Raw genomic sequence first — 17703 nt, forward strand, 5'->3', positions numbered from 1 at the left:
GCCGCTCATGCTGTCCGACGCAAGCCATCTGATGCACGCATTCCGATCCATCCAATTGGAGCCCCACCATGTCGTATCAGCACATCAAGGTCCCGGCAGGCGAGAAGATCACCGTCAACAAGGATTTCTCCCTGAACGTGCCGGACAATCCGATCATCCCGTACATCGAAGGTGACGGCACGGGCGTGGACATTACGCCGGTGATGCTCAAAGTCGTCGACGCGGCGGTGGAAAAGGCCTATGGCGGCAAGCGCAAGATCAGCTGGATGGAGATCTACGCGGGCGAGAAGTCGACGCGCATCTATGGTCCGGACGTGTGGCTGCCCGACGAAACGCTTCAGGTCGTGAAGGACTACGTCGTGTCGATCAAGGGGCCATTGACGACGCCGGTGGGTGGCGGCATTCGCTCGCTCAATGTGGCGCTGCGTCAGCAACTCGATCTGTACGTGTGTTTGCGTCCGGTGCAGTACTTCAAGGGCGTGCCGTCGCCGGTGCGTCAGCCGGAGAAGATCAACATGGTGATCTTCCGCGAGAATTCGGAAGACATCTATGCGGGCATCGAGTGGGAAGCCGAATCGGCGGGCGCGAAGAAGTTGATCGCTTTTTTGCAGAACGAGATGGGCGTGAGCAAGATTCGCTTTCCGGAGACGTCGGGCATTGGTGTGAAGCCGGTGTCGCGCGAGGGCACCGAGCGGCTGGTACGCAAGGCGATTCAGTATGCGATCGACAATAACCGCGATACGGTGACGCTCGTGCACAAGGGCAACATCATGAAGTTCACCGAGGGCGCGTTCCGCGACTGGGGGTACGAACTTGCGAAGAAGGAGTTTGCGGCGACGGAGATCGACGGCGGTCCGTGGTGCAAGGTGAAGAATCCGAAGACGGGCAAGGAGATCACCATCAAGGACTCGATTGCGGACGCCTTCCTGCAACAGATCCTGCTGCGTCCCGCCGAGTACGACGTGATTGCCACGCTGAATCTGAATGGCGATTACGTTTCCGACGCACTCGCCGCACAGGTCGGTGGCATCGGTATTGCGCCGGGCGCAAACCTGTCCGATTCGGTTGCGATGTTCGAAGCGACGCACGGCACCGCGCCGAAGTATGCGGGCAAGGACTACGTGAATCCGGGCTCGGAGATTCTGTCGGCGGAGATGATGCTGCGTCATATGGGCTGGACGGAGGCTGCGGATCGCATCATCGCATCGATGGAAAAATCGATTCTGTCGAAGAAGGTGACTTACGACTTTGCGCGTCTGATGGAAGGCGCCACACAGGTGTCGTGCTCCGGCTTCGGCGACGTGATGATCGAGAACATGTAAGGACGCCATCGCGGGGCGAGTCGCCCTGCAACGACTTACGCAAACCCCGGCGCAGCGAGGCGCGTCGGGGTTTCTTATAACGAAGTCGGGGTGGCCGGAGGATGGAAGCGTGGCTAGCCACTTTTTCTATCGTGGCAAGATCGGCCAGCAAGTTGGGCGTCCCACATTGCACCGAGCGCATAACTCCCCGCGACGCACAAACTGATACGACTCGCGTTGGCGAGTTCGTCGACGATGGTTGACGACGCCACACAAATCAGCAGTAACCATTGCGGGAAAAACGCGACGCCGAAAGCGAAATCATGGGAAATCGCAATCGGCCTGCGACCGCCTTGTCGCCGAGTTCGCCATGTTTGCCACGCAACGTAAGAAATACCACTGATTGCGGCCCCGCAATCGACCCAGTTGGCGTCGAATTTAATTTCCAGCCACATTCGCGTCACTGTCGACGAAAAATCCAGATTGCGGCGAGTGCCGCAGTCATGAGGCCGACGACATCGCGCGGGTCGTAGGGAAGATCTGTTCGGCCAACGGCGACGCCGGTCAGCGTGGCACCAATCAGCGCAAAGTTAGCGACATGTCGGAGTTTCTTTCGGGTTTCGGAGGGGAGTCTGATCATCGGGATTTCTGGACGAGTACAGCGCAGGGGGCACGGAGGAAATTCTATTTCGGCCCAATACGTCGAGTGCAAGCGATTCGTCATAAATCGCCGGGGAAATCCGAATAATCCCGAAGTGGGTGACTGCGTCACCGTATGACGATGTGCGTTGTGACGAGGTGGTCGCCCGTGTTGGGCGTGTGGCTGCCGAACTCTCGGGGGAAGCCGACGCGCCATGTCACGACATCGGTGCCCGGCACGTTGCCTGCCTGATACCACACGATCATGCCCGAGAACTTCATGTCCTCGCATCGCTGCCCCTTTGGGACGATGTAACTGATCCACTCGGGCGCGACCTCGCCGAGCGTGGGACGTGAGTCGAGTTCGAAGGTCGGAGAGCCAAGGTCGCGGCATAGCACGCTGTGATTGGTCTGTTCCCAGATCATGACCTTCTGGCCGACGGCAGCTTCCACCTCCAGCGTTGGCGGCGGAAAGGGGGAATTCGGTGGTTCTGCGCTCGCCGCACTCGCCCCGAGGGCACACGTCACCCACACGGCTTTCCACAGCCAGCGCAGCCCGCGCCGCATAGCTTGAACATGCGGAATGCGCGATATGTGCGACGCACGCGACGTACCCAATGCCCTTCCGGTGGTGTCCATAATGGCTCTCCCACCCCCTGTGGCAGCCGGTGCAGGGGCGTTCTCCTCCCCGAAAACCGCGTCGGCAGACGCTTTCATTACAGTGCACAGACGGCGACAACGCAAGGTGCGGTCAATCCTAGGTCGCGTGCTACGCTTTTAGCGTTGTCAAAGACAAGCGCCCAGGCATTGGCCCGACGAAGACGGGCACCGATATCTGCACTATCTCGGAGAGGATGAAGATGAAGGTCAACCGCATTGTTGCGAATCTCGCCGCGCCATCGCCACAGGCGCTGCAAGCGGCGCAGCGCTTTTACGGCGAACTGCTCGGGCTCGACTTGCTGATGGACCACGGCTGGATTGCGACGTACGGGAATGCGTCGAAGATGGCCGTGCAGATGAGCGTCGCCACCGAAGGCGGCAACGGCACGCCGGTGCCGGATCTGTCTATCGAAGTGGATGACCTCGACGAGGCGCTCGCCCGTATGCGCGAAGCGGATGTCGCCATCGAATATGGTCCCGCCGACGAACCGTGGGGCGTGCGGCGTTTCTACGTTCGCGATCCGCTCGGTCGTCTGCTCAACATCCTCGCGCATCGCTAACAGGCGCTCGCATCGCCGGGGACGCTGGACGCATGATGCGTTGGCGTCGCTCACGGCTCACGTCGCCGCGACTTTGACTGTCCCGCCGTCCCGGTCCATCGCCAGTCAAAGCGTGCTGCGAGTTGTTGCGCTTCGAACGCCTGCGCCACATGATCGACGAACACGCGCGTGCGCAACGGCAGCAGCTTCTTGTTCGAGTAGTAGATGGACACGCCGCCGTATTCGTCGAACCATCCTGGCAGCAGATGCTGAATACGGCCGTCAGCGAGCATCGGGGCGGCGTGCGGCATGGGCAGGAGCGCCACGCCATAGCCCAGCGCAACGGCATGCGCCATTGCTTCGGGATCGTCGAAGATCATCCGCGTTCGGGCTTCGACGGTGACGCGCTCACCGTCGACGTTGCGCAAGTCCCACGCGCGCAAACGTCCCGTCATGCCGGAACGCCGGATCACCGCATCGAGCGTGGTCAGCTCGGACGGGTGCGTCGGCACCTTGCGCCCGGTCATATACGCAGCGGATGCGCACATCACCGCATAGGTGGGCGCGAGACGCCGCGCGATAACGCCCGGTGTCAGTTCGATGCCGCCGCCAATGGCCGCGTCGAACCCTTCGCCGACAACGTCCACGCTGCGATTGTCGAAACGCCAGTCGGGCACGATGTCCGGATAACGAGCGAGGAAGTCGCCGAGCATTGGGACGAGATACTCACGCCCGAACGAATGCGCCATGCTCACCTTGAGTGTTCCCGACGGTGCGCTCTCGCGCTCGGCTGCACGTGAAAACGCGTCGGTCAGCGCCGCGAACGGGCTGTCGACATCCAGCAGGAACCGTTCTCCGCCCGCTGTCAGCGTCAGACTGCGAGTGCTGCGATGGAACAGTCGCAGGCCAAGCTGCGCTTCAAGACGCGCCACGTTCTTGCTGACGGCGGCAGGCGTCATACCCAGTCGACGCGCGGCCGCCGAGAAGCTTCCGGCGCGTGCGCTAAGCACGAACGATTCGATCAGATGCAGCGCGTCCATCTCTCACCTGTTCCATCGGGTTGAAAGTGATGATAGGCATTATGGTCTAGTTTGCAGGTAATTCGAAGCCGATACTGCGTTCACTTCCTAACCCAGTGGAGCAACATCATGGCAACGAACTTTCAAGGCAAAGTGGCATTCGTGACGGGCGGCTCGCGCGGTATTGGCGCGGCCGTCGTGCAGCGACTTGCCGACGACGGCGCTGCGGTCGCCTTTACTTATCACGGCTCGAAGGGGGCCGCCGAAGTGCTGGCCGCCCGTATTCAGGCGGCTGGCGGCCGGGCGATTGCCCTGCAGGCGGACGTCGCAAACCCCGAAGCGCTCGCGCGCGCGGTGAGCGAAGCGGCACGTCAATTTGGCAAGATCGACATTCTGGTGAACAACGCCGGTGTCTTCTCGGCGGGCAACATCGCCGACCTGGCGCTGGACGAGTTCGATCGCATGCTCAACATCAACGTGCGCGCCGTCTTCGTCGCGTCGAAGGCGGCGCTCGCCCACATGGGCGACGGCGGCCGCATCATTAACATCGGCTCGTGCAATGCCGAGCGCATTCCGTTCCCCGGTTTCGCCACGTACGCGATGAGCAAGTCGGCGCTGGTCGGTCTCGTGAAGGGCATGGCGCGTGACCTCGGTCCGCGTGGGATTACCGTCAATAACGTACAGCCGGGACCCACCAACACCGACATGAACCCGGCCGCTGGCGAACATGCTGGCAGCATGCACGACGTGATGGCGATCAAGCGTCATGCGCACCCGGCGGAAATCGCGGCGATGGTGGCGTATGTGGCCAGCGAAGACGCCGGTTTCGTGACGGGCGCGAGCCTGACCATCGACGGCGGTTTCAACGCCTGAAGATCGGGACACGCGAGGTACGCCAATTGGGAGACGTGGGAGACGTCGGATTTTCACGTCTCCCGTCGGCGCGCTGTAAGCGTAAGAAATGCAACGGACTTTGGGGCTTCGGAGGCGCTCGTAAGGGCTGCGAAGACACGTTGTCCCGAGGGGAGGTCGCGTCGAACGCCGCGTCACTGCGGGCTTCAGCGAGCGTCACCCGCTGGTCGGCCATCGTTGGAATGTCGAGGCCGATGTATTACCGCCGTAACGCCGCGTAAGCTGGCGCAGCGTCCGACGCACACTCACGCGCCGAACGACGATCTAGACTGCGCGCATGAAGGTCGTTCACCTCTCCCACACGCCGGTGGCGGGCAGTCCGGGCAATATCGTCGCAGCGCTGAACCGGCACACCGACATCGCGGCGCGGCATGTCGTCTATAACGCAGCGGCGTATGCGTCGCGCACGTTCGCCGTCGATCTCGACTGGCAGCGTCAGCGTGAGGAGGCGCTCGATGTCATTGCCGAGGCGGACGTCATTCACATCCATCAGATTTTTCCGATGGAAACGACATTCGGCGCGGATCTGCTCACGCGTTTCGGTAATAAGAAGCTGATCCGTCAGTTTCACTCTGCGCCCGAACTCTGGTCTCGCGACGACGCTGCGATGCGCGAGCGCATCGTCAACGACCCGCTCCCTCAACTCGTGATTGCGCAGGGGCCGGAGCGCTTCTATCCCTTCGCTCGTGTCGTTCCCAACATCGTGCCGCTTGACGATGCGCGCTATCTGCCGCATCCCGAATGTCCGGGCGAGACGGGACGGCCGGTGATCGTGTTCTCGCCAAGCGGGCGCTCGTCCGGTTGGCGCAAGCGCTGGGAGACGAAGGGGGCACCACAGACGCTGCGTCTGCTGCGAAAACTCGAACGCCGCGGGTTGTGTGAAGTCCGACTAATCACCGGCACGCCGCACGACGAGTGTCTGCGACTCAAGCAACATGCTGCGATTGCGCTCGACGAATGCGTGACGGGCAACTATCACCTCTCCGGGCTCGAAGCGTTATCGCAAGGCAAGCCGACGCTGGGGCATCTCGACAATCGCGTGCAATCGCAATTGCGGCGTCTCACGGGCGCATGCGATTTGCCCTGGGTCGACGTGCCGCTCGAAGCGGCCGAGGCACCGCTGGTGGAGTTGCTGACGAACGCGGCGTTGCGGGCGGAGATCGGTGCGGCGTCGCGCAAATGGATGGAAACCTACTATCACGACGCCACCCTGGTCGGGCACTACCGTCAGGCCTATCTCGATCTGTTCGAAGCCCCCGGGCGCTTCGGGGAGCGCCGTATCGACGATGCTGCGCAATGGCTCGGCGTCGCACTGCCGAATCTGCGCTGGCGCGCGCGTCGCAATGCCAATGCGTTCTGGCGCGGGCTGTGGGAAACGTGGCGTGGGCGCTGAGCGGTAACTGACGGCTGCTTCGTCGCTTCTTTGCCGCTACTTCGTTACTCCGAGAACAATTCGAACAGCAGCGTACGCATCCACTGACTCGCTGGCTCGCGGTGATATCGCGCGTGCCAGAACAGATTGATCTGCACGTCGGGAATGTCGAGGGGATGGTCGACGTAACGCAAGCCGAAGTGCTGGGCGCTGCGCTGCGCAAACTTCTCCGTTACGGTGGCGATGAGATCCGTGGCATGAAGAATGTCGGCAAGCGCGACGAAGTGGGGCACGCGTAACCGTATGTTGCGTTGCACGTGAGCGCGTGCCATGAACTCGTCGACCTGTCCGTGGCCGGTGCCTGCGGCCACCACCATCACTTGTTCGGAGCGCTCGAAGTCTTCGCGCGTCATGCGTGCCGGCGACGTTTTCTTCGATCGTGCAGACATCGTTACGCGATCGAGAGGATGCCCGGGGCGAAACATGCACACATACTTCTGCCGGAACAGACGCCGCTGAAAGAACTCCGCCGAGAGATCCGGCAGATGCCCGACGGCCAGATCCACCTGACCCGCCGCCATCTCCTCGCGCAGGTTCACCGCAGTATTGCGCACCGTGCTGACCGTAATGCCCGGGGCGCGCTCCCCTAAAGCGTGCATCAGCTTCGGCAGGAAATGCACCTCGCCGATGTCCGTCATCGCAATCCGAAACGCACGCTGGCTCGTGGCGGGATCGAATGCCAGTTGCCGGTTGAACACGCCGTGCAGCGCGTCGAGAGCCGCCGCTACCGGTTCGGCCAGCTCGGTGGCCATCGGCGTGGGCAACATGCCACGCGATGTGCGGATGAAAAGCTCGTCATTGAACAACTTACGCAGACGGGCAAGCGAATTGCTGACGGCCGGTTGCGTCACGCCGAGGGCTTCGGCGACGCGGGACACACGTCGTGCGTTGTAGAGGTGCTGGAAAACCACCAGCAGGTTCAGATCGACGGCATGCAAGTCCATAGCGAGTCCAGGAGCGTCTTCTCGACGCGAGGCGCTGACGTCAGCAAAATCACTGAAATTTATAGGGCATATAAACGAGATTCTATTGGTTTATATCGATCGTTGCGCGATGCTTCTTGCAAACGGCGTTTTAACGCCATCAGCGGTGCCCGGAAGGCACCGTCAGAACGGAGACAAATCCCCATGCAAGTTCACGTGCAACCGCTCGGCGAGCGACTTGACGTCGCCTCGGGCGACAACCTTCTCAAAGTCCTGACCGATCACAACATTCCGGTGTCGTACAGCTGCCTGTCCGGCCGTTGCGGGACATGTCGGTGCCGTGTGGTGTCGGGGGATGTGCGTGAGGCGGAGGGCGTTGAGTACCGTCACCATGACGAAGGGCATTCAGACGAGCGCTACGTACTCGCCTGCCAGTCGACCCTCCACGGCGATTGCGAAATCGAGTTGCCCGCGATGGACGAAGTCGTGGTGCATCCCGCGAAAATTCTCAAGGCGACGGTGCTGGCCATCGAGTCGCTGACGCACGACATCAAGCGACTAGTGCTCAAGCCATCCAAACCGCTCAGCTTCTCGCCGGGGCAATACGCCACGCTGCAATTCACACCGGCGCACATCCGTCCGTATTCGATGGCTGGGCTCGATGCCGACGACACGCTCGAATTCCACATCCGCCGTGTGCCCGGCGGCGCTGTCACCGGTTACGTCGACGAGCAATTGAAGGTGGGCGACGCGGTGCGCGTGTCCGGCCCGCTGGGTACGTCGTATTTGCGTACGCGTCACGACGGCCCGATGCTCTGCGTCGCGGGCGGCACCGGTCTTGCACCCGTGTTGTCGATCGTGCGGGGCGCGTTGGCCAGCGGCATGACCAATCCCATCGAGATCTATGTCGGCGCGCGTTCTGCCGAGGATGTGTATGGGCTCGCGTGGTTGCGGGAACTCGCGGCGCGTCACGACGGCATTCGGCTGCATGTCGTGACGACGGTGGCGGCCTCATCTGCGTCCGACGCGCACGTGAGCGCCGCGCCGCAATACCGCACCGGCCACGTGACCGACGCGCTTGCCGCCGATTTTGCTGCCCCGGAATCCCTTGTCGGCTGGCGCGCCTATCTGTGCGGTGCCCCGCCGATGGTCGACGCGGCGACGCGCCTGCTTCGCCAGCGTGGCATCGCTAGCGCCCACATCTACGCCGACGCGTTTTACGCAAAGGCCGCGTGATTTCTGCTTTCACCGCTTCTCTGCATTCCCCGCATTTCTCAGGAGACAAACGTGACGACAACACCCCAGACCGGATGCGATCCGGCGCCCTGTGCCGATCATGATGCCGCCGGGCACACGTCGGCGATCTCGGATATCTGGCCCGCAGAGGGCTCCAGCCGCATCCCGTTTCGTGTCTACACGGACGAGCAACTGCACCGACAAGAATTGGAGCAGTGCTTCTACCGTCATCACTGGAACTACGTCGGACTGGAAGCCGAAGTGCCGAATCCGGGCGACTTCAAGCGCACGGTGATCGGCGAGCGCTCCGTCATCGTGACGCGCGACGCGGGCGGTGAGATCAATGTGGTTGAAAACGTATGTGCGCACCGAGGCATGAAGTTCTGCCGGGAGAAGCGCGGTAACCGCACCGATTTCCACTGCCCGTACCACCAGTGGAACTACGACCTGAAGGGCAATCTGCAAGGCGTGCCGTTCCGGCGCGGAGTGAAGCAGGACGGCAAGGTCAACGGCGGCATGCCGAAGGATTTCCGGCCGGAGGATCACGGACTCACAAAACTGAAGGTTGCCACGCGCGGCGGTGTGATCTTCGCGTCGTTCGATCACGATGTCGAATCGCTGGAGGACTTCCTGGGGCCGGACATCTGCGCGTACTTCGACCGGCTGTTCGACGGACGCAAGCTCAAAATTCTCGGCTACAACAAGCAACGCATTCCGGGTAACTGGAAGCTGATGCAGGAGAACATCAAGGATCCGTATCACCCGGGGTTGCTGCATACGTGGTTCGTCACCTTCGGCCTCTGGCGCGCCGACAACAAGTCGCGGCTGGTGATGGACGCGCATGGACGTCACGCGGCGATGGTTTCCACGCGCGGACAGGGTGGGGGCGGCGAGGTGACGTCAGGGGTGTCGAGCTTCAAGGAGTCGATGGCGCTCAACGACATGCGCTTTCTCGACATCGTGCAGGAAGACTGGTGGAAGGGGCCGACGGCGGTTCTCATGACATTGTTCCCCAGCGTCATTCTTCAGCAACAGGTCAATTCGGTGTCCACGCGGCATATCCAGCCGCGCGGCCACAATGCGTTCGACTTTGTGTGGACGCACTTTGGATTCGAAGACGACACCGAGGAAATGACCCAACGGCGTCTGCGTCAGGCCAATCTGTTCGGCCCGGCGGGGTTTGTCTCTGCCGACGACGGCGAGGCCGTCGAATGCTCGCAGGAGGGGTTCACGCAAAAGCCATGGCACCGGGTGCTGGCGGAGTTGGGCGGCACGGGCGTGGAAAACACCGAGCATATGGTTACGGAAACGCTGATTCGCGGCATGTACGCCTACTGGCGTCGCGTGATGGGCGTCTGAACGGTATCTGGGGAGACGATTCGATGGTGGATTTTGCAACGTTTCAGGCCGTGGTCGAACTCAATGCGGCCTACGCGGCGGCGCTCGATGCGCAGCAGTGGGATGCGTGGCCCGAGTTCTTTCTGGATGAGTGCATCTATCGCATTCAGCCGCGCGAGAACTTCGACATGGGCCTGCCGCTCGCCACGCTCTCCTTCGAGAGCAAAGGCATGCTGCGCGACCGCATCTACGGCATTCGCGACACGCTGTTTCACGACCCGTACTACCAGCGTCACGTGATCGGGCTGCCCTCGATTCGTGCGCAGGACGTCGACACGCTGCACGTCGAGGCGAACTATGCCGTGTTCCGCACAAAGCCCGACCAGCTCACGGACATCCTGTCGGTTGGGCGGTATCTGGACATCGTGAAGCGCACGGACGACGGCTGGAAGTTTGCGTCGCGGCAATGCATTTTCGACAGCGAGATGATTCCCAACTCGCTGATTTACCCGATCTGACACGAGGACATCATGAGCGGCAACTGGATTGAGGCGGCATCGCGCGACGCGATTCCCGAGGACGATGTCGTCGGCGTGGTCGTCGGCGGACGGGACATCGCGCTGTATGGCGTGGACGGCGACGTGTTCGCCACGGACAACGTATGCACGCACGGCAATGCAAGATTGTGCGACGGGTTCCTCGAAGGACATGAGATCGAGTGCCCGTTGCATCAGGGAAAATTCGACGTGCGTACCGGAGCCGCCAAGTGCGCGCCGCTGACCGAAGCGCTCAGAACCTACCCGATTCGCATCGAGGCCGGAAAGGTCTACGTCGATCTGGGGTGACGTTCCCGGTATCCGGTCGCTTCGGGGGCCGACTTTAGGGGAAAGTGTCCAAACGGGCCGCCTACCGGGCGGCCCGTGGCATTTGTGGGACGGGTATCGCCTTGATCGGTGGGCATTGGAAGGTGTTGGCCTGCCTCAGGCAGATCTACGAACGAAACGAACCGGTCGATTCGAAAAACTCAACGATGTGTCGGGTGGTGCACCGGATGAACAGTCCTTTCGTCGCAAGCGGCGCTTTGGAATTCGTTAAAAGATTATTTGTTTCCGACACTTAACGTGCGTCATTTCTGTGCATCGGAGGCGCAGACGACTGCGTAGGATTACTTAGTCAATTCAGGTAATTGCGTAATTGATTTCCGCAATTCGAGATCGGTAAGGAGTATTTTAATAACGGAGTGGAATGTTGCGATGAATATAGTTTTATAAGGGATTAAACGCAGTTAAATACCGTAAAGATTCGTCGATTGAGCGGAAAGTTGCGCGCGATTTGCATGCAAAAACGGATCCAAAATATGTGAACGTTTCGCATGCATTGTTGCGGCGCAATAAAAAACCCGGCCGAAGCCGGGTTTCTAATGCTGCGAACTGCCTGGCTTAGTTCGGAGCCGTGATGTTCGAAGCCTGCTTGCCCTTCGGGCCTTGGACGACCTCGAACTGTACCTTCTGACCTTCCTTCAGGGTCTTGAATCCATTCATCTGGATCGCCGAGAAGTGAGCGAACAGATCTTCGCCACCTTCATCCGGCGTGATGAAACCAAAACCCTTGGCATCGTTAAACCATTTGACCGTACCGGTTGCCATACAAACTTCCCCTAAACAATTACGACTACTACATATCACCGCAACAACGAGCACATCTGAAAAACCCGCCGGCTGGCGGCGGCTTCTTAGGCTCACCCAGGCATCTTTTCTTTTAAACCACTTATAGAGGAAAAGCGCCAGTTCGATTGTTTTCGCTAACTACCAACAGTGTCAAGCCCTTTTTGAACGATAGAAGTTACGTTCGATCAGGTTTTACCCTTATATCTTGGAGGGTATAAGGCGTGCGGAGACACGCCCTTGAAATTTGGGTTAAGCTGACTCATATGGGTGTGGCACCCCCGGTGGTCGGGGCTGCAGCGCCTTGCTGGACAACGCACGCGCTGATCGACGAGTGTTGGCATGCCGGTGGACGACCGGACGGCAGGCGGCATTGGGGCTCCGATGGCTTCCTGCACCCGAGAGTTGTTTAGAATCCACGTATGGCAACCTTACCGACAACGCATGACGACACCGTACAGGAGCGGCAAGAGCAACAGCTCAAGCCGCCGTCCATGTACAAGGTGGTACTGTTGAACGACGATTTCACCCCGATGGAGTTCGTGGTGATGGTCATTCAGGAATATTTTAATAAGGACCGGGAATCTGCCACGCAGATCATGCTCAAGGTTCACCGCGAGGGCAGGGGAGTTTGTGGGGTCTTTACGCGCGACGTCGCGGCGACCAAAGTTGAGCAAGTTGTTAGCCATGCAAGGCAGTCCGGGCACCCGCTGCAGTGCGTGATGGAGGAAGCATGATTGCCCAGGAATTGGAAGTCAGCCTGCACATGGCGTTTATGGAAGCGCGCCAGGCACGACACGAATTCATCACGGTCGAGCACCTGTTGCTCGCCCTGTTGGATAACCCGACTGCAGCCGAAGTTTTGCGCGCCTGCGCGGCCAATCTCGACGATTTGCGACAGAACCTGCGCAACTTCATCGCAGATAACACGCCGACGGTGCCGGGCAGCGACGAGGTCGACACACAGCCCACGCTCGGTTTTCAGCGCGTGATTCAACGCGCCATCATGCACGTTCAGTCCACTTCCAACGGCAAGAAGGAAGTCACGGGCGCGAATGTGCTGGTCGCCATTTTCGGTGAGAAGGACTCCCACGCGGTCTACTACCTGCAACAGCAGGGGGTGACGCGTCTGGACGTCGTCAACTTTATCTCTCACGGCATTACCAAGACCGGCGCGTCCGGCGAGTCGGCCAAGGCTGGCGAAGGCAGTGCCGAAGGGGAAGAGGGCGCCAACGCCAAGGAAAGCCCGCTCGCTCAGTACACCCAGAACCTGAACCAGATGGCGCGCGACGGCAAGATCGATCCGCTCATCGGCCGGGAATCGGAAGTCGAGCGCGTGGTGCAGGTGCTGTGCCGCCGTCGCAAGAACAATCCGCTGCTCGTGGGTGAAGCCGGTGTGGGCAAGACGGCGATTGCCGAAGGCCTCGCCTGGCGCGTCACGCGTGGCGAAGTGCCCGAGATTCTGCAGGACGCCACCGTCTACTCGCTGGACATGGGCGCGCTGCTCGCCGGGACCAAGTATCGCGGCGACTTCGAGCAACGTCTGAAGGCGGTGCTCAAGGAACTCAAGGAGCGCAACAACGCGATCCTGTTCATCGACGAAATTCACACGCTGATCGGCGCAGGTGCTGCGTCGGGCGGCACGCTCGACGCTTCGAACCTGCTCAAGCCGGCGCTCTCTTCGGGCCAACTGAAGTGCATTGGTGCGACGACCTTTACCGAGTATCGCGGCATCTTCGAAAAGGACGCTGCGCTGTCGCGTCGTTTCCAGAAGATCGACGTGAACGAGCCGACCGTCGAGCAGACGGTGCAGATTCTGCGCGGCCTGAAGTCGCGTTTCGAAGAGCACCACGGCGTGAAGTATTCGTCGAGCGCACTGTCGGCTGCGGCTGAATTGTCGGCCAAGTTCATTACCGACCGTCACTTGCCGGACAAGGCCATCGACGTGATCGACGAAGCAGGCGCTGCGCAGCGGATCCTACCGAAGTCGAAGCAGAAGAAGACCATCGGCAAGGGTGAGATCGAGGAAATCGTCTCGAAGATTGCGCGCATTCCGGCCCAAAGCGTGTCGGCAGACGACCGCGGCAAGCTCCAGACGCTCGATCGCGATCTGAAGAGCGTGGTGTTCGGGCAAGACCCGGCGATCGATGCGCTGTCCGCTGCGATCAAGATGTCGCGCGCCGGGCTGGGCAAGACGGACAAGCCGATCGGCGCGTTTCTGTTCTCGGGCCCGACAGGTGTCGGCAAGACCGAAGTTGCCAAGCAACTCGCGTTCACGCTGGGCATCGAGCTGATCCGCTTCGACATGTCGGAGTACATGGAACGCCACGCGGTGAGCCGTCTGATTGGCGCGCCGCCGGGATACGTGGGCTTCGATCAAGGTGGTTTGCTGACGGAAGCCATCACGAAGAAGCCGCATTGCGTGCTGTTGCTCGACGAAATCGAGAAGGCGCATCCGGATATCTTTAACGTGCTGCTTCAGGTCATGGACCACGGCACGCTGACGGACAACAACGGCCGCAAGGCCGACTTCCGCAACGTCATCATCATCATGACGACGAACGCGGGGGCCGAAACGATCAATCGTGCGAGCATCGGCTTCACGAACGAGCGTCAGGCCGGTGACGAGATGGCCGACATCAAGCGTATGTTCACGCCGGAGTTCCGCAACCGTCTCGACTCGATCATCAGCTTCAAGCCGCTCGACGAGCAGATCATCCTGCGCGTTGTCGACAAGTTCCTCATTCAGCTGGAAGATCAGTTGCACGAGAAGAAGGTCGAGGTTGTCTTCACCGATAAGCTGCGCGCGTATCTGTCGAAGAAGGGCTTTGATCCGCTCATGGGCGCGCGGCCGATGCAGCGTCTGATTCAGGACACGATCCGTCGTGCGCTGGCGGACGAGCTGCTGTTCGGGCGTCTGACCAGCGGAGGCCGTGTGACCGTCGATCTCGACGAGAACGATCAGGTGCAGCTCTCCTTCCCGGAAGACGGCAACACCAAGGCTCAGCCGGAAGCTGCCGAAGTCGAGTAATCGACTCGACGCTGTCGCAAAGAAAAAGCGCCGCGAAATGCGGCGCTTTTCTTTTGTCCGTCCACTGCATGATGTGCGGGCGAGCTACAGCCGTCCTTACTGCTTGCCGGTACTGCCGAAGCCGCCAGCGCCGCGATCGCTTTCCGGGAATTCGTCGACGATATTGAACTCTGCTTGCACGACCGGCACGATCACAAGTTGTGCCAGGCGCTCGAACGGGTTCAGCACAAACGGCTCATTGCCGCGATTCCAAGTCGAGACCATCAACTGCCCCTGGTAGTCCGAGTCGATCAGGCCGACCAGATTGCCTAGCACGATGCCGTGCTTATGGCCGAGACCGGAGCGCGGCAGAATCAGGGCGGCGTAGCCCGGATCGGCCAGATGGACGGCCAGACCCGTCGGCACGAGCACGGTCTGCCCCGGGGCGATGGTCATGGGTGCGTCGAGGCACGCACGCAAATCGAGGCCGGCGCTGCCCGGCGTGGCATAGGCGGGCAACTGCGTGCGCAGGCGTTCGTCGAGGATCTTGACGTCGAGTTTCATGGCGTATGGCGGTGAATTAGTGCGAGTGAATCAAAAATTTTTCGGGCGAGAATGGCGCAAATCGTCAGATCCGATCAGTCATCGGCACGCAGCGAAAACGCCTGCGCCAGCAGCTCATGCGAACGCAGGCGGGCGCGATAGCTGCCAGCAACCGTCAGCACGGTGATCTCGTCGGCTTCGAACTGCTCTTGCAATTCCAGCACGCGCTCGGTCACGCGCTCCGGGGTGCCGATGATACTACGCGGCTTCTCCCGGGCGATCACGGACAGTTCTCGTTCCCGATATTGCAACTTGGCCTGCGCGCCCTGATCGAGGCTCGGGATGGGTTCGTTCATGCCGTACGCCATCTGCACGCGACGCAAATCCACGCCCGCTTCCAGCGCCTCGGCTTGCGCATCCGTATCCGCGCAGATGATGAACAGCGCGACCGAGCAGTAGGGCTTGTCGAGCTGGCCCGGCGTGAAGCGCTCGCGATAGGCTTGCGTCACGCGATGGCCGTAATGCGCATTGATGAAGTGCGCGAAGCAGTAGCGCAGGCCGAGTTGTGCGGCGAGCAATCCGCCGAACTCGCTGGACCCGAGTACCCACAATTCGGGGCGCGTTTGCACGGCCGGTTGCAGGAGCACGCCACGGTACGGGTGATCGTCGGCCAGCGTGTCGCCGAAGAGTCCCGCCAGTTCGGCGACTTGTTGCGGGAAGTGCTCGCCTGCGTCGTACGGCCCCTTGGCGACGGCACGTGCAGTGCGCATGTCGCCACCCGGCGCGCGTCCCACCCCGAGGTCGATGCGATTCGGAAACAGCGCTTCGAGCATCAGAAATTGCTCGGCCAGCTTAAATGGGCTGTAGTAGGGCAGCATCACGCCACCCGAGCCCACGCGCAGTCGCTTCGTCACGCTCGCCAGCCGGGCGATCATGACTTCCGGCGCGGGGTTGGCCACGCCGCGCAGTCCGTGGTGCTCAGCGCACCAGTAGCGCGTGTAGCCGAGATCGTCGGCGGCTTGCGCCAGTTCGACGGTGGCGGCGATGGCGTCGGCGACGCTGTGGCCGTGGATGACCGGTGTCTGATCGAGCACCGACAGTTTGATACGTGCAGCGGGTTGCGTCATGAGTGGGTCGCTCCCGATCAGTGACCGCTGCCGGCGGACGAATCCACCGGGGCGGCACCGGGGCCTGCATGCGGCAGGCGCGCAATCATCAGAATGGCGACGATGCCGCCAACGGCACCGCATAGGAAGATCGAGGCGTAGCCGAAGAAGTTGGCGACGAGACCGGCCATCGGTCCGATCAGGCCGAGCGCGAGATCGAAGAACGCCGAGTACGCGGCCAGCGCCGCACCACGATTCTGCGGCGGTACCGAACGCAATGCCTCCACACCGAGTGCCGGAAACACCAGCGAGAAGCCCATCCCCGTGAGTGCTGCGCCCGCGAGCGCCATATGCGGATTCACCGCGCCCCACAGCAAGAACTGACCGATGGCGCTGAAGACGAGCGAGCACATGGCGACACGGCGTCCGCCGAAACGATCGACTGCGTGCGAGAGCAGAATCCGCATCGCGATGAATGTGCCGCTGTAGAGCGTGAGTGCGAACGCTGCGCCCGACCAGCCGTGGCTCGCGTAGAACAGCGTAATGAAGGCAGCAATGACGGCATACCCGATGCTGCCGAGCGTCATCGCGAGACCCGGACGCCACACCAGCCCGACCACCTTGAAGAACGACAGACGGGTCCCACCGACCGGAGCCGCGGCAGGCAGACGCAGCGCAATGGCGAACGCCACGGCTGGCAGGCCGATGTTGACCAGCGAAACTACGGTGAAGCCCGACGCTTGCAGCAAATACGCGCCAAACGGCGCACCCACGGCGAGCGCGGTGTACATCGACACGCCTTGCCACGAAATCGCCTTGCTCGCATGTGTTGCACCGAGCAGGCCGATACCCCACGACATGCCGCCCGTGAGCAGCAGGCTTTCGCCGAAGCCGAGCACGACGCGTCCCGCCAGCAGCACACCCAGCGCCAGTGAGGGGTTCGGCACTATCGAGGCGACGAGGTACAGCACACCGGCTGCCGCGCAGCCGCACAGGCCGGTCAGCACAGCATTGCGCGGGCCGCGCGTGTCGACGGTGCGACCGGCGTAAGAGCGCAGCAGGAGCGTGACGACCGACTGGATACCGATCGTCACCCCGACAACGAACGAGCCGAAGCCCAGCGTTTCGTGGACGTACACCGGCAGCACGGGCAACGGCATGCCGATGGTCATGAAGCCGAAGAACATGATCGCGGCGAGCATGCTCAGTGTCCCGTAGACACTGACGCGTGGCCGCGTGGAGGTAGGAGGTTGCGTCATCTGGTGGTTATCGTCTGCGATGGCCCGAAGGCCCGGGTACTGATGGCGGCAGGTCGTGGGGCGCGAAATGTCGTCGCCGGTTGCCGCTGGTTGCTGCTGGTTGCCGCCGCGCCTGCCAGTCT

The 17703-nt window shown here is 61.4% G+C and carries 18 protein-coding genes; 10 read left to right on the top strand and 8 right to left on the bottom strand.

All coding sequences use genetic code 11. From position 1 onward, the window contains the following. Positions 1-68 precede the first annotated feature (68 nt). The gene (gene icd, locus PAN31117_RS08045; protein ID WP_150576245.1) at positions 69-1322 is read left to right on the top strand and encodes an NADP-dependent isocitrate dehydrogenase; all 1254 of its coding nucleotides are present in this window, start codon (positions 69-71) and stop codon (positions 1320-1322) included. Positions 1323-1435: 113 nt separating this feature from the next. Here icd and PAN31117_RS08050 read toward each other — a convergent pair whose 3' ends face one another. Beyond that, entirely contained in the window at positions 1436-1756 is a 321-nt protein-coding gene (locus tag PAN31117_RS08050) for a hypothetical protein (protein ID WP_150737696.1), read from the bottom strand. 313 nt (positions 1757-2069) lie between these two features. Then, entirely contained in the window at positions 2070-2579 is a 510-nt protein-coding gene (locus tag PAN31117_RS08055) for a hypothetical protein (RefSeq protein ID WP_150737697.1), read from the bottom strand. A gap of 221 nt (positions 2580-2800) precedes the next feature. Between PAN31117_RS08055 and PAN31117_RS08060 the strand changes: the two genes are divergently transcribed. Then, positions 2801-3160: a VOC family protein gene (locus PAN31117_RS08060; RefSeq protein WP_150737698.1), complete on the top strand. Its 360-nt coding sequence runs from the start codon at positions 2801-2803 to the stop codon at positions 3158-3160. 50 nt (positions 3161-3210) lie between these two features. On the opposite strand, the gene PAN31117_RS08065 is transcribed toward PAN31117_RS08060, so the two are convergent. After that, complete coding sequence (locus PAN31117_RS08065; protein WP_150737699.1) at positions 3211-4179, bottom strand: LysR family transcriptional regulator; 969 nt, start codon at positions 4177-4179, stop codon at positions 3211-3213. Positions 4180-4287: 108 nt separating this feature from the next. Here PAN31117_RS08065 and PAN31117_RS08070 point away from each other — a divergent pair, with 108 nt between their 5' ends. After that, a complete protein-coding gene (locus PAN31117_RS08070; RefSeq protein ID WP_150737700.1) occupies positions 4288-5031 on the top strand; it encodes an SDR family oxidoreductase in 744 nt (247 codons plus the stop codon). Between the two features lie 316 nt (positions 5032-5347). Further along, positions 5348-6463: a glycosyltransferase family protein gene (locus tag PAN31117_RS08075; protein WP_150737701.1), complete on the top strand. Its 1116-nt coding sequence runs from the start codon at positions 5348-5350 to the stop codon at positions 6461-6463. Positions 6464-6507: 44 nt separating this feature from the next. Here the strand turns inward: PAN31117_RS08075 and PAN31117_RS08080 are convergent, their stop codons facing one another. Beyond that, complete coding sequence (locus PAN31117_RS08080) at positions 6508-7446, bottom strand: LysR family transcriptional regulator (protein WP_150737702.1); 939 nt, start codon at positions 7444-7446, stop codon at positions 6508-6510. Positions 7447-7629: 183 nt separating this feature from the next. On the opposite strand from PAN31117_RS08080, the gene PAN31117_RS08085 reads away from it, so the two are divergent. The 4 genes from PAN31117_RS08085 to PAN31117_RS08100 all read left to right on the top strand — a co-directional run bounded on the left by PAN31117_RS08085 (position 7630) and on the right by PAN31117_RS08100 (position 10844). Continuing rightward, positions 7630-8661: a 2Fe-2S iron-sulfur cluster-binding protein gene (locus PAN31117_RS08085; RefSeq protein WP_150737703.1), complete on the top strand. Its 1032-nt coding sequence runs from the start codon at positions 7630-7632 to the stop codon at positions 8659-8661. Between the two features lie 126 nt (positions 8662-8787). Further along, a complete protein-coding gene (locus tag PAN31117_RS08090) occupies positions 8788-10020 on the top strand; it encodes an aromatic ring-hydroxylating dioxygenase subunit alpha (protein ID WP_150737762.1) in 1233 nt (410 codons plus the stop codon). Between the two features lie 23 nt (positions 10021-10043). Then, complete coding sequence (locus PAN31117_RS08095; protein WP_150737704.1) at positions 10044-10517, top strand: aromatic-ring-hydroxylating dioxygenase subunit beta; 474 nt, start codon at positions 10044-10046, stop codon at positions 10515-10517. Between the two features lie 12 nt (positions 10518-10529). Continuing rightward, positions 10530-10844: a non-heme iron oxygenase ferredoxin subunit gene (locus tag PAN31117_RS08100; protein ID WP_150737705.1), complete on the top strand. Its 315-nt coding sequence runs from the start codon at positions 10530-10532 to the stop codon at positions 10842-10844. Between the two features lie 594 nt (positions 10845-11438). On the opposite strand, the gene cspD is transcribed toward PAN31117_RS08100, so the two are convergent. Next, positions 11439-11645, bottom strand: a complete 207-nt coding sequence (gene cspD, locus PAN31117_RS08105; protein ID WP_039400870.1) for a cold shock domain-containing protein CspD — start codon at positions 11643-11645, stop codon at positions 11439-11441. A 440-nt stretch (positions 11646-12085) separates the two neighbouring features. On the opposite strand from cspD, the gene clpS reads away from it, so the two are divergent. Both clpS and clpA read left to right on the top strand, forming a co-directional pair. Next, positions 12086-12400 carry an ATP-dependent Clp protease adapter ClpS gene (gene clpS / locus PAN31117_RS08110; RefSeq protein WP_010807118.1) on the top strand — a complete coding sequence of 105 codons (315 nt, stop codon included), beginning with the start codon at positions 12086-12088 and terminating at the stop codon, positions 12398-12400. Further along, on the top strand, positions 12397-14694 hold the full coding sequence (clpA, locus tag PAN31117_RS08115) for an ATP-dependent Clp protease ATP-binding subunit ClpA (RefSeq protein ID WP_150737706.1): 2298 nt from the start codon (positions 12397-12399) through the stop codon (positions 14692-14694). Before clpS ends, clpA begins: the two co-directional genes overlap by 4 nt. A 96-nt stretch (positions 14695-14790) precedes the next feature. On the opposite strand, the gene dut is transcribed toward clpA, so the two are convergent. From dut to PAN31117_RS08130, 3 genes are all read right to left on the bottom strand, one after another. Next, positions 14791-15237: a dUTP diphosphatase gene (gene dut / locus PAN31117_RS08120; protein ID WP_150576255.1), complete on the bottom strand. Its 447-nt coding sequence runs from the start codon at positions 15235-15237 to the stop codon at positions 14791-14793. A gap of 74 nt (positions 15238-15311) precedes the next feature. Further along, entirely contained in the window at positions 15312-16343 is a 1032-nt protein-coding gene (locus PAN31117_RS08125; protein ID WP_150737707.1) for an LLM class flavin-dependent oxidoreductase, read from the bottom strand. A 17-nt stretch (positions 16344-16360) separates the two neighbouring features. Beyond that, positions 16361-17581, bottom strand: coding sequence for an MFS transporter (locus PAN31117_RS08130; RefSeq protein WP_150737708.1), 1221 nt, complete (start codon positions 17579-17581; stop codon positions 16361-16363). Positions 17582-17703: the final 122 nt, after the last annotated feature.

Origin of the sequence: Pandoraea anapnoica (assembly GCF_902459765.1) — a bacterium.
GTDB classification, from domain to species: domain Bacteria; phylum Pseudomonadota; class Gammaproteobacteria; order Burkholderiales; family Burkholderiaceae; genus Pandoraea; species Pandoraea anapnoica.

Excerpts from the sequence above, each read along its gene's own strand:
- icd (WP_150576245.1), top strand. The coding sequence starts at position 69 with ATGTCGTATCAGCACATCAAGGTCCCGGCAGGCGAGAAGATCACCGTC.
- PAN31117_RS08050 (WP_150737696.1), bottom strand. The coding sequence starts at position 1,756 with ATGTGGCTGGAAATTAAATTCGACGCCAACTGGGTCGATTGCGGGGCC.
- PAN31117_RS08055 (WP_150737697.1), bottom strand. The coding sequence starts at position 2,579 with ATGGACACCACCGGAAGGGCATTGGGTACGTCGCGTGCGTCGCACATA.
- PAN31117_RS08060 (WP_150737698.1), top strand. The coding sequence starts at position 2,801 with ATGAAGGTCAACCGCATTGTTGCGAATCTCGCCGCGCCATCGCCACAG.
- PAN31117_RS08065 (WP_150737699.1), bottom strand. The coding sequence starts at position 4,179 with ATGGACGCGCTGCATCTGATCGAATCGTTCGTGCTTAGCGCACGCGCC.
- PAN31117_RS08070 (WP_150737700.1), top strand. The coding sequence starts at position 4,288 with ATGGCAACGAACTTTCAAGGCAAAGTGGCATTCGTGACGGGCGGCTCG.
- PAN31117_RS08075 (WP_150737701.1), top strand. The coding sequence starts at position 5,348 with ATGAAGGTCGTTCACCTCTCCCACACGCCGGTGGCGGGCAGTCCGGGC.
- PAN31117_RS08080 (WP_150737702.1), bottom strand. The coding sequence starts at position 7,446 with ATGGACTTGCATGCCGTCGATCTGAACCTGCTGGTGGTTTTCCAGCAC.
- PAN31117_RS08085 (WP_150737703.1), top strand. The coding sequence starts at position 7,630 with ATGCAAGTTCACGTGCAACCGCTCGGCGAGCGACTTGACGTCGCCTCG.
- PAN31117_RS08095 (WP_150737704.1), top strand. The coding sequence starts at position 10,044 with ATGGTGGATTTTGCAACGTTTCAGGCCGTGGTCGAACTCAATGCGGCC.
- PAN31117_RS08100 (WP_150737705.1), top strand. The coding sequence starts at position 10,530 with ATGAGCGGCAACTGGATTGAGGCGGCATCGCGCGACGCGATTCCCGAG.
- cspD (WP_039400870.1), bottom strand. The coding sequence starts at position 11,645 with ATGGCAACCGGTACGGTCAAATGGTTTAACGATGCCAAGGGTTTTGGT.
- clpS (WP_010807118.1), top strand. The coding sequence starts at position 12,086 with ATGGCAACCTTACCGACAACGCATGACGACACCGTACAGGAGCGGCAA.
- clpA (WP_150737706.1), top strand. The coding sequence starts at position 12,397 with ATGATTGCCCAGGAATTGGAAGTCAGCCTGCACATGGCGTTTATGGAA.
- dut (WP_150576255.1), bottom strand. The coding sequence starts at position 15,237 with ATGAAACTCGACGTCAAGATCCTCGACGAACGCCTGCGCACGCAGTTG.
- PAN31117_RS08125 (WP_150737707.1), bottom strand. The coding sequence starts at position 16,343 with ATGACGCAACCCGCTGCACGTATCAAACTGTCGGTGCTCGATCAGACA.
- PAN31117_RS08130 (WP_150737708.1), bottom strand. The coding sequence starts at position 17,581 with ATGACGCAACCTCCTACCTCCACGCGGCCACGCGTCAGTGTCTACGGG.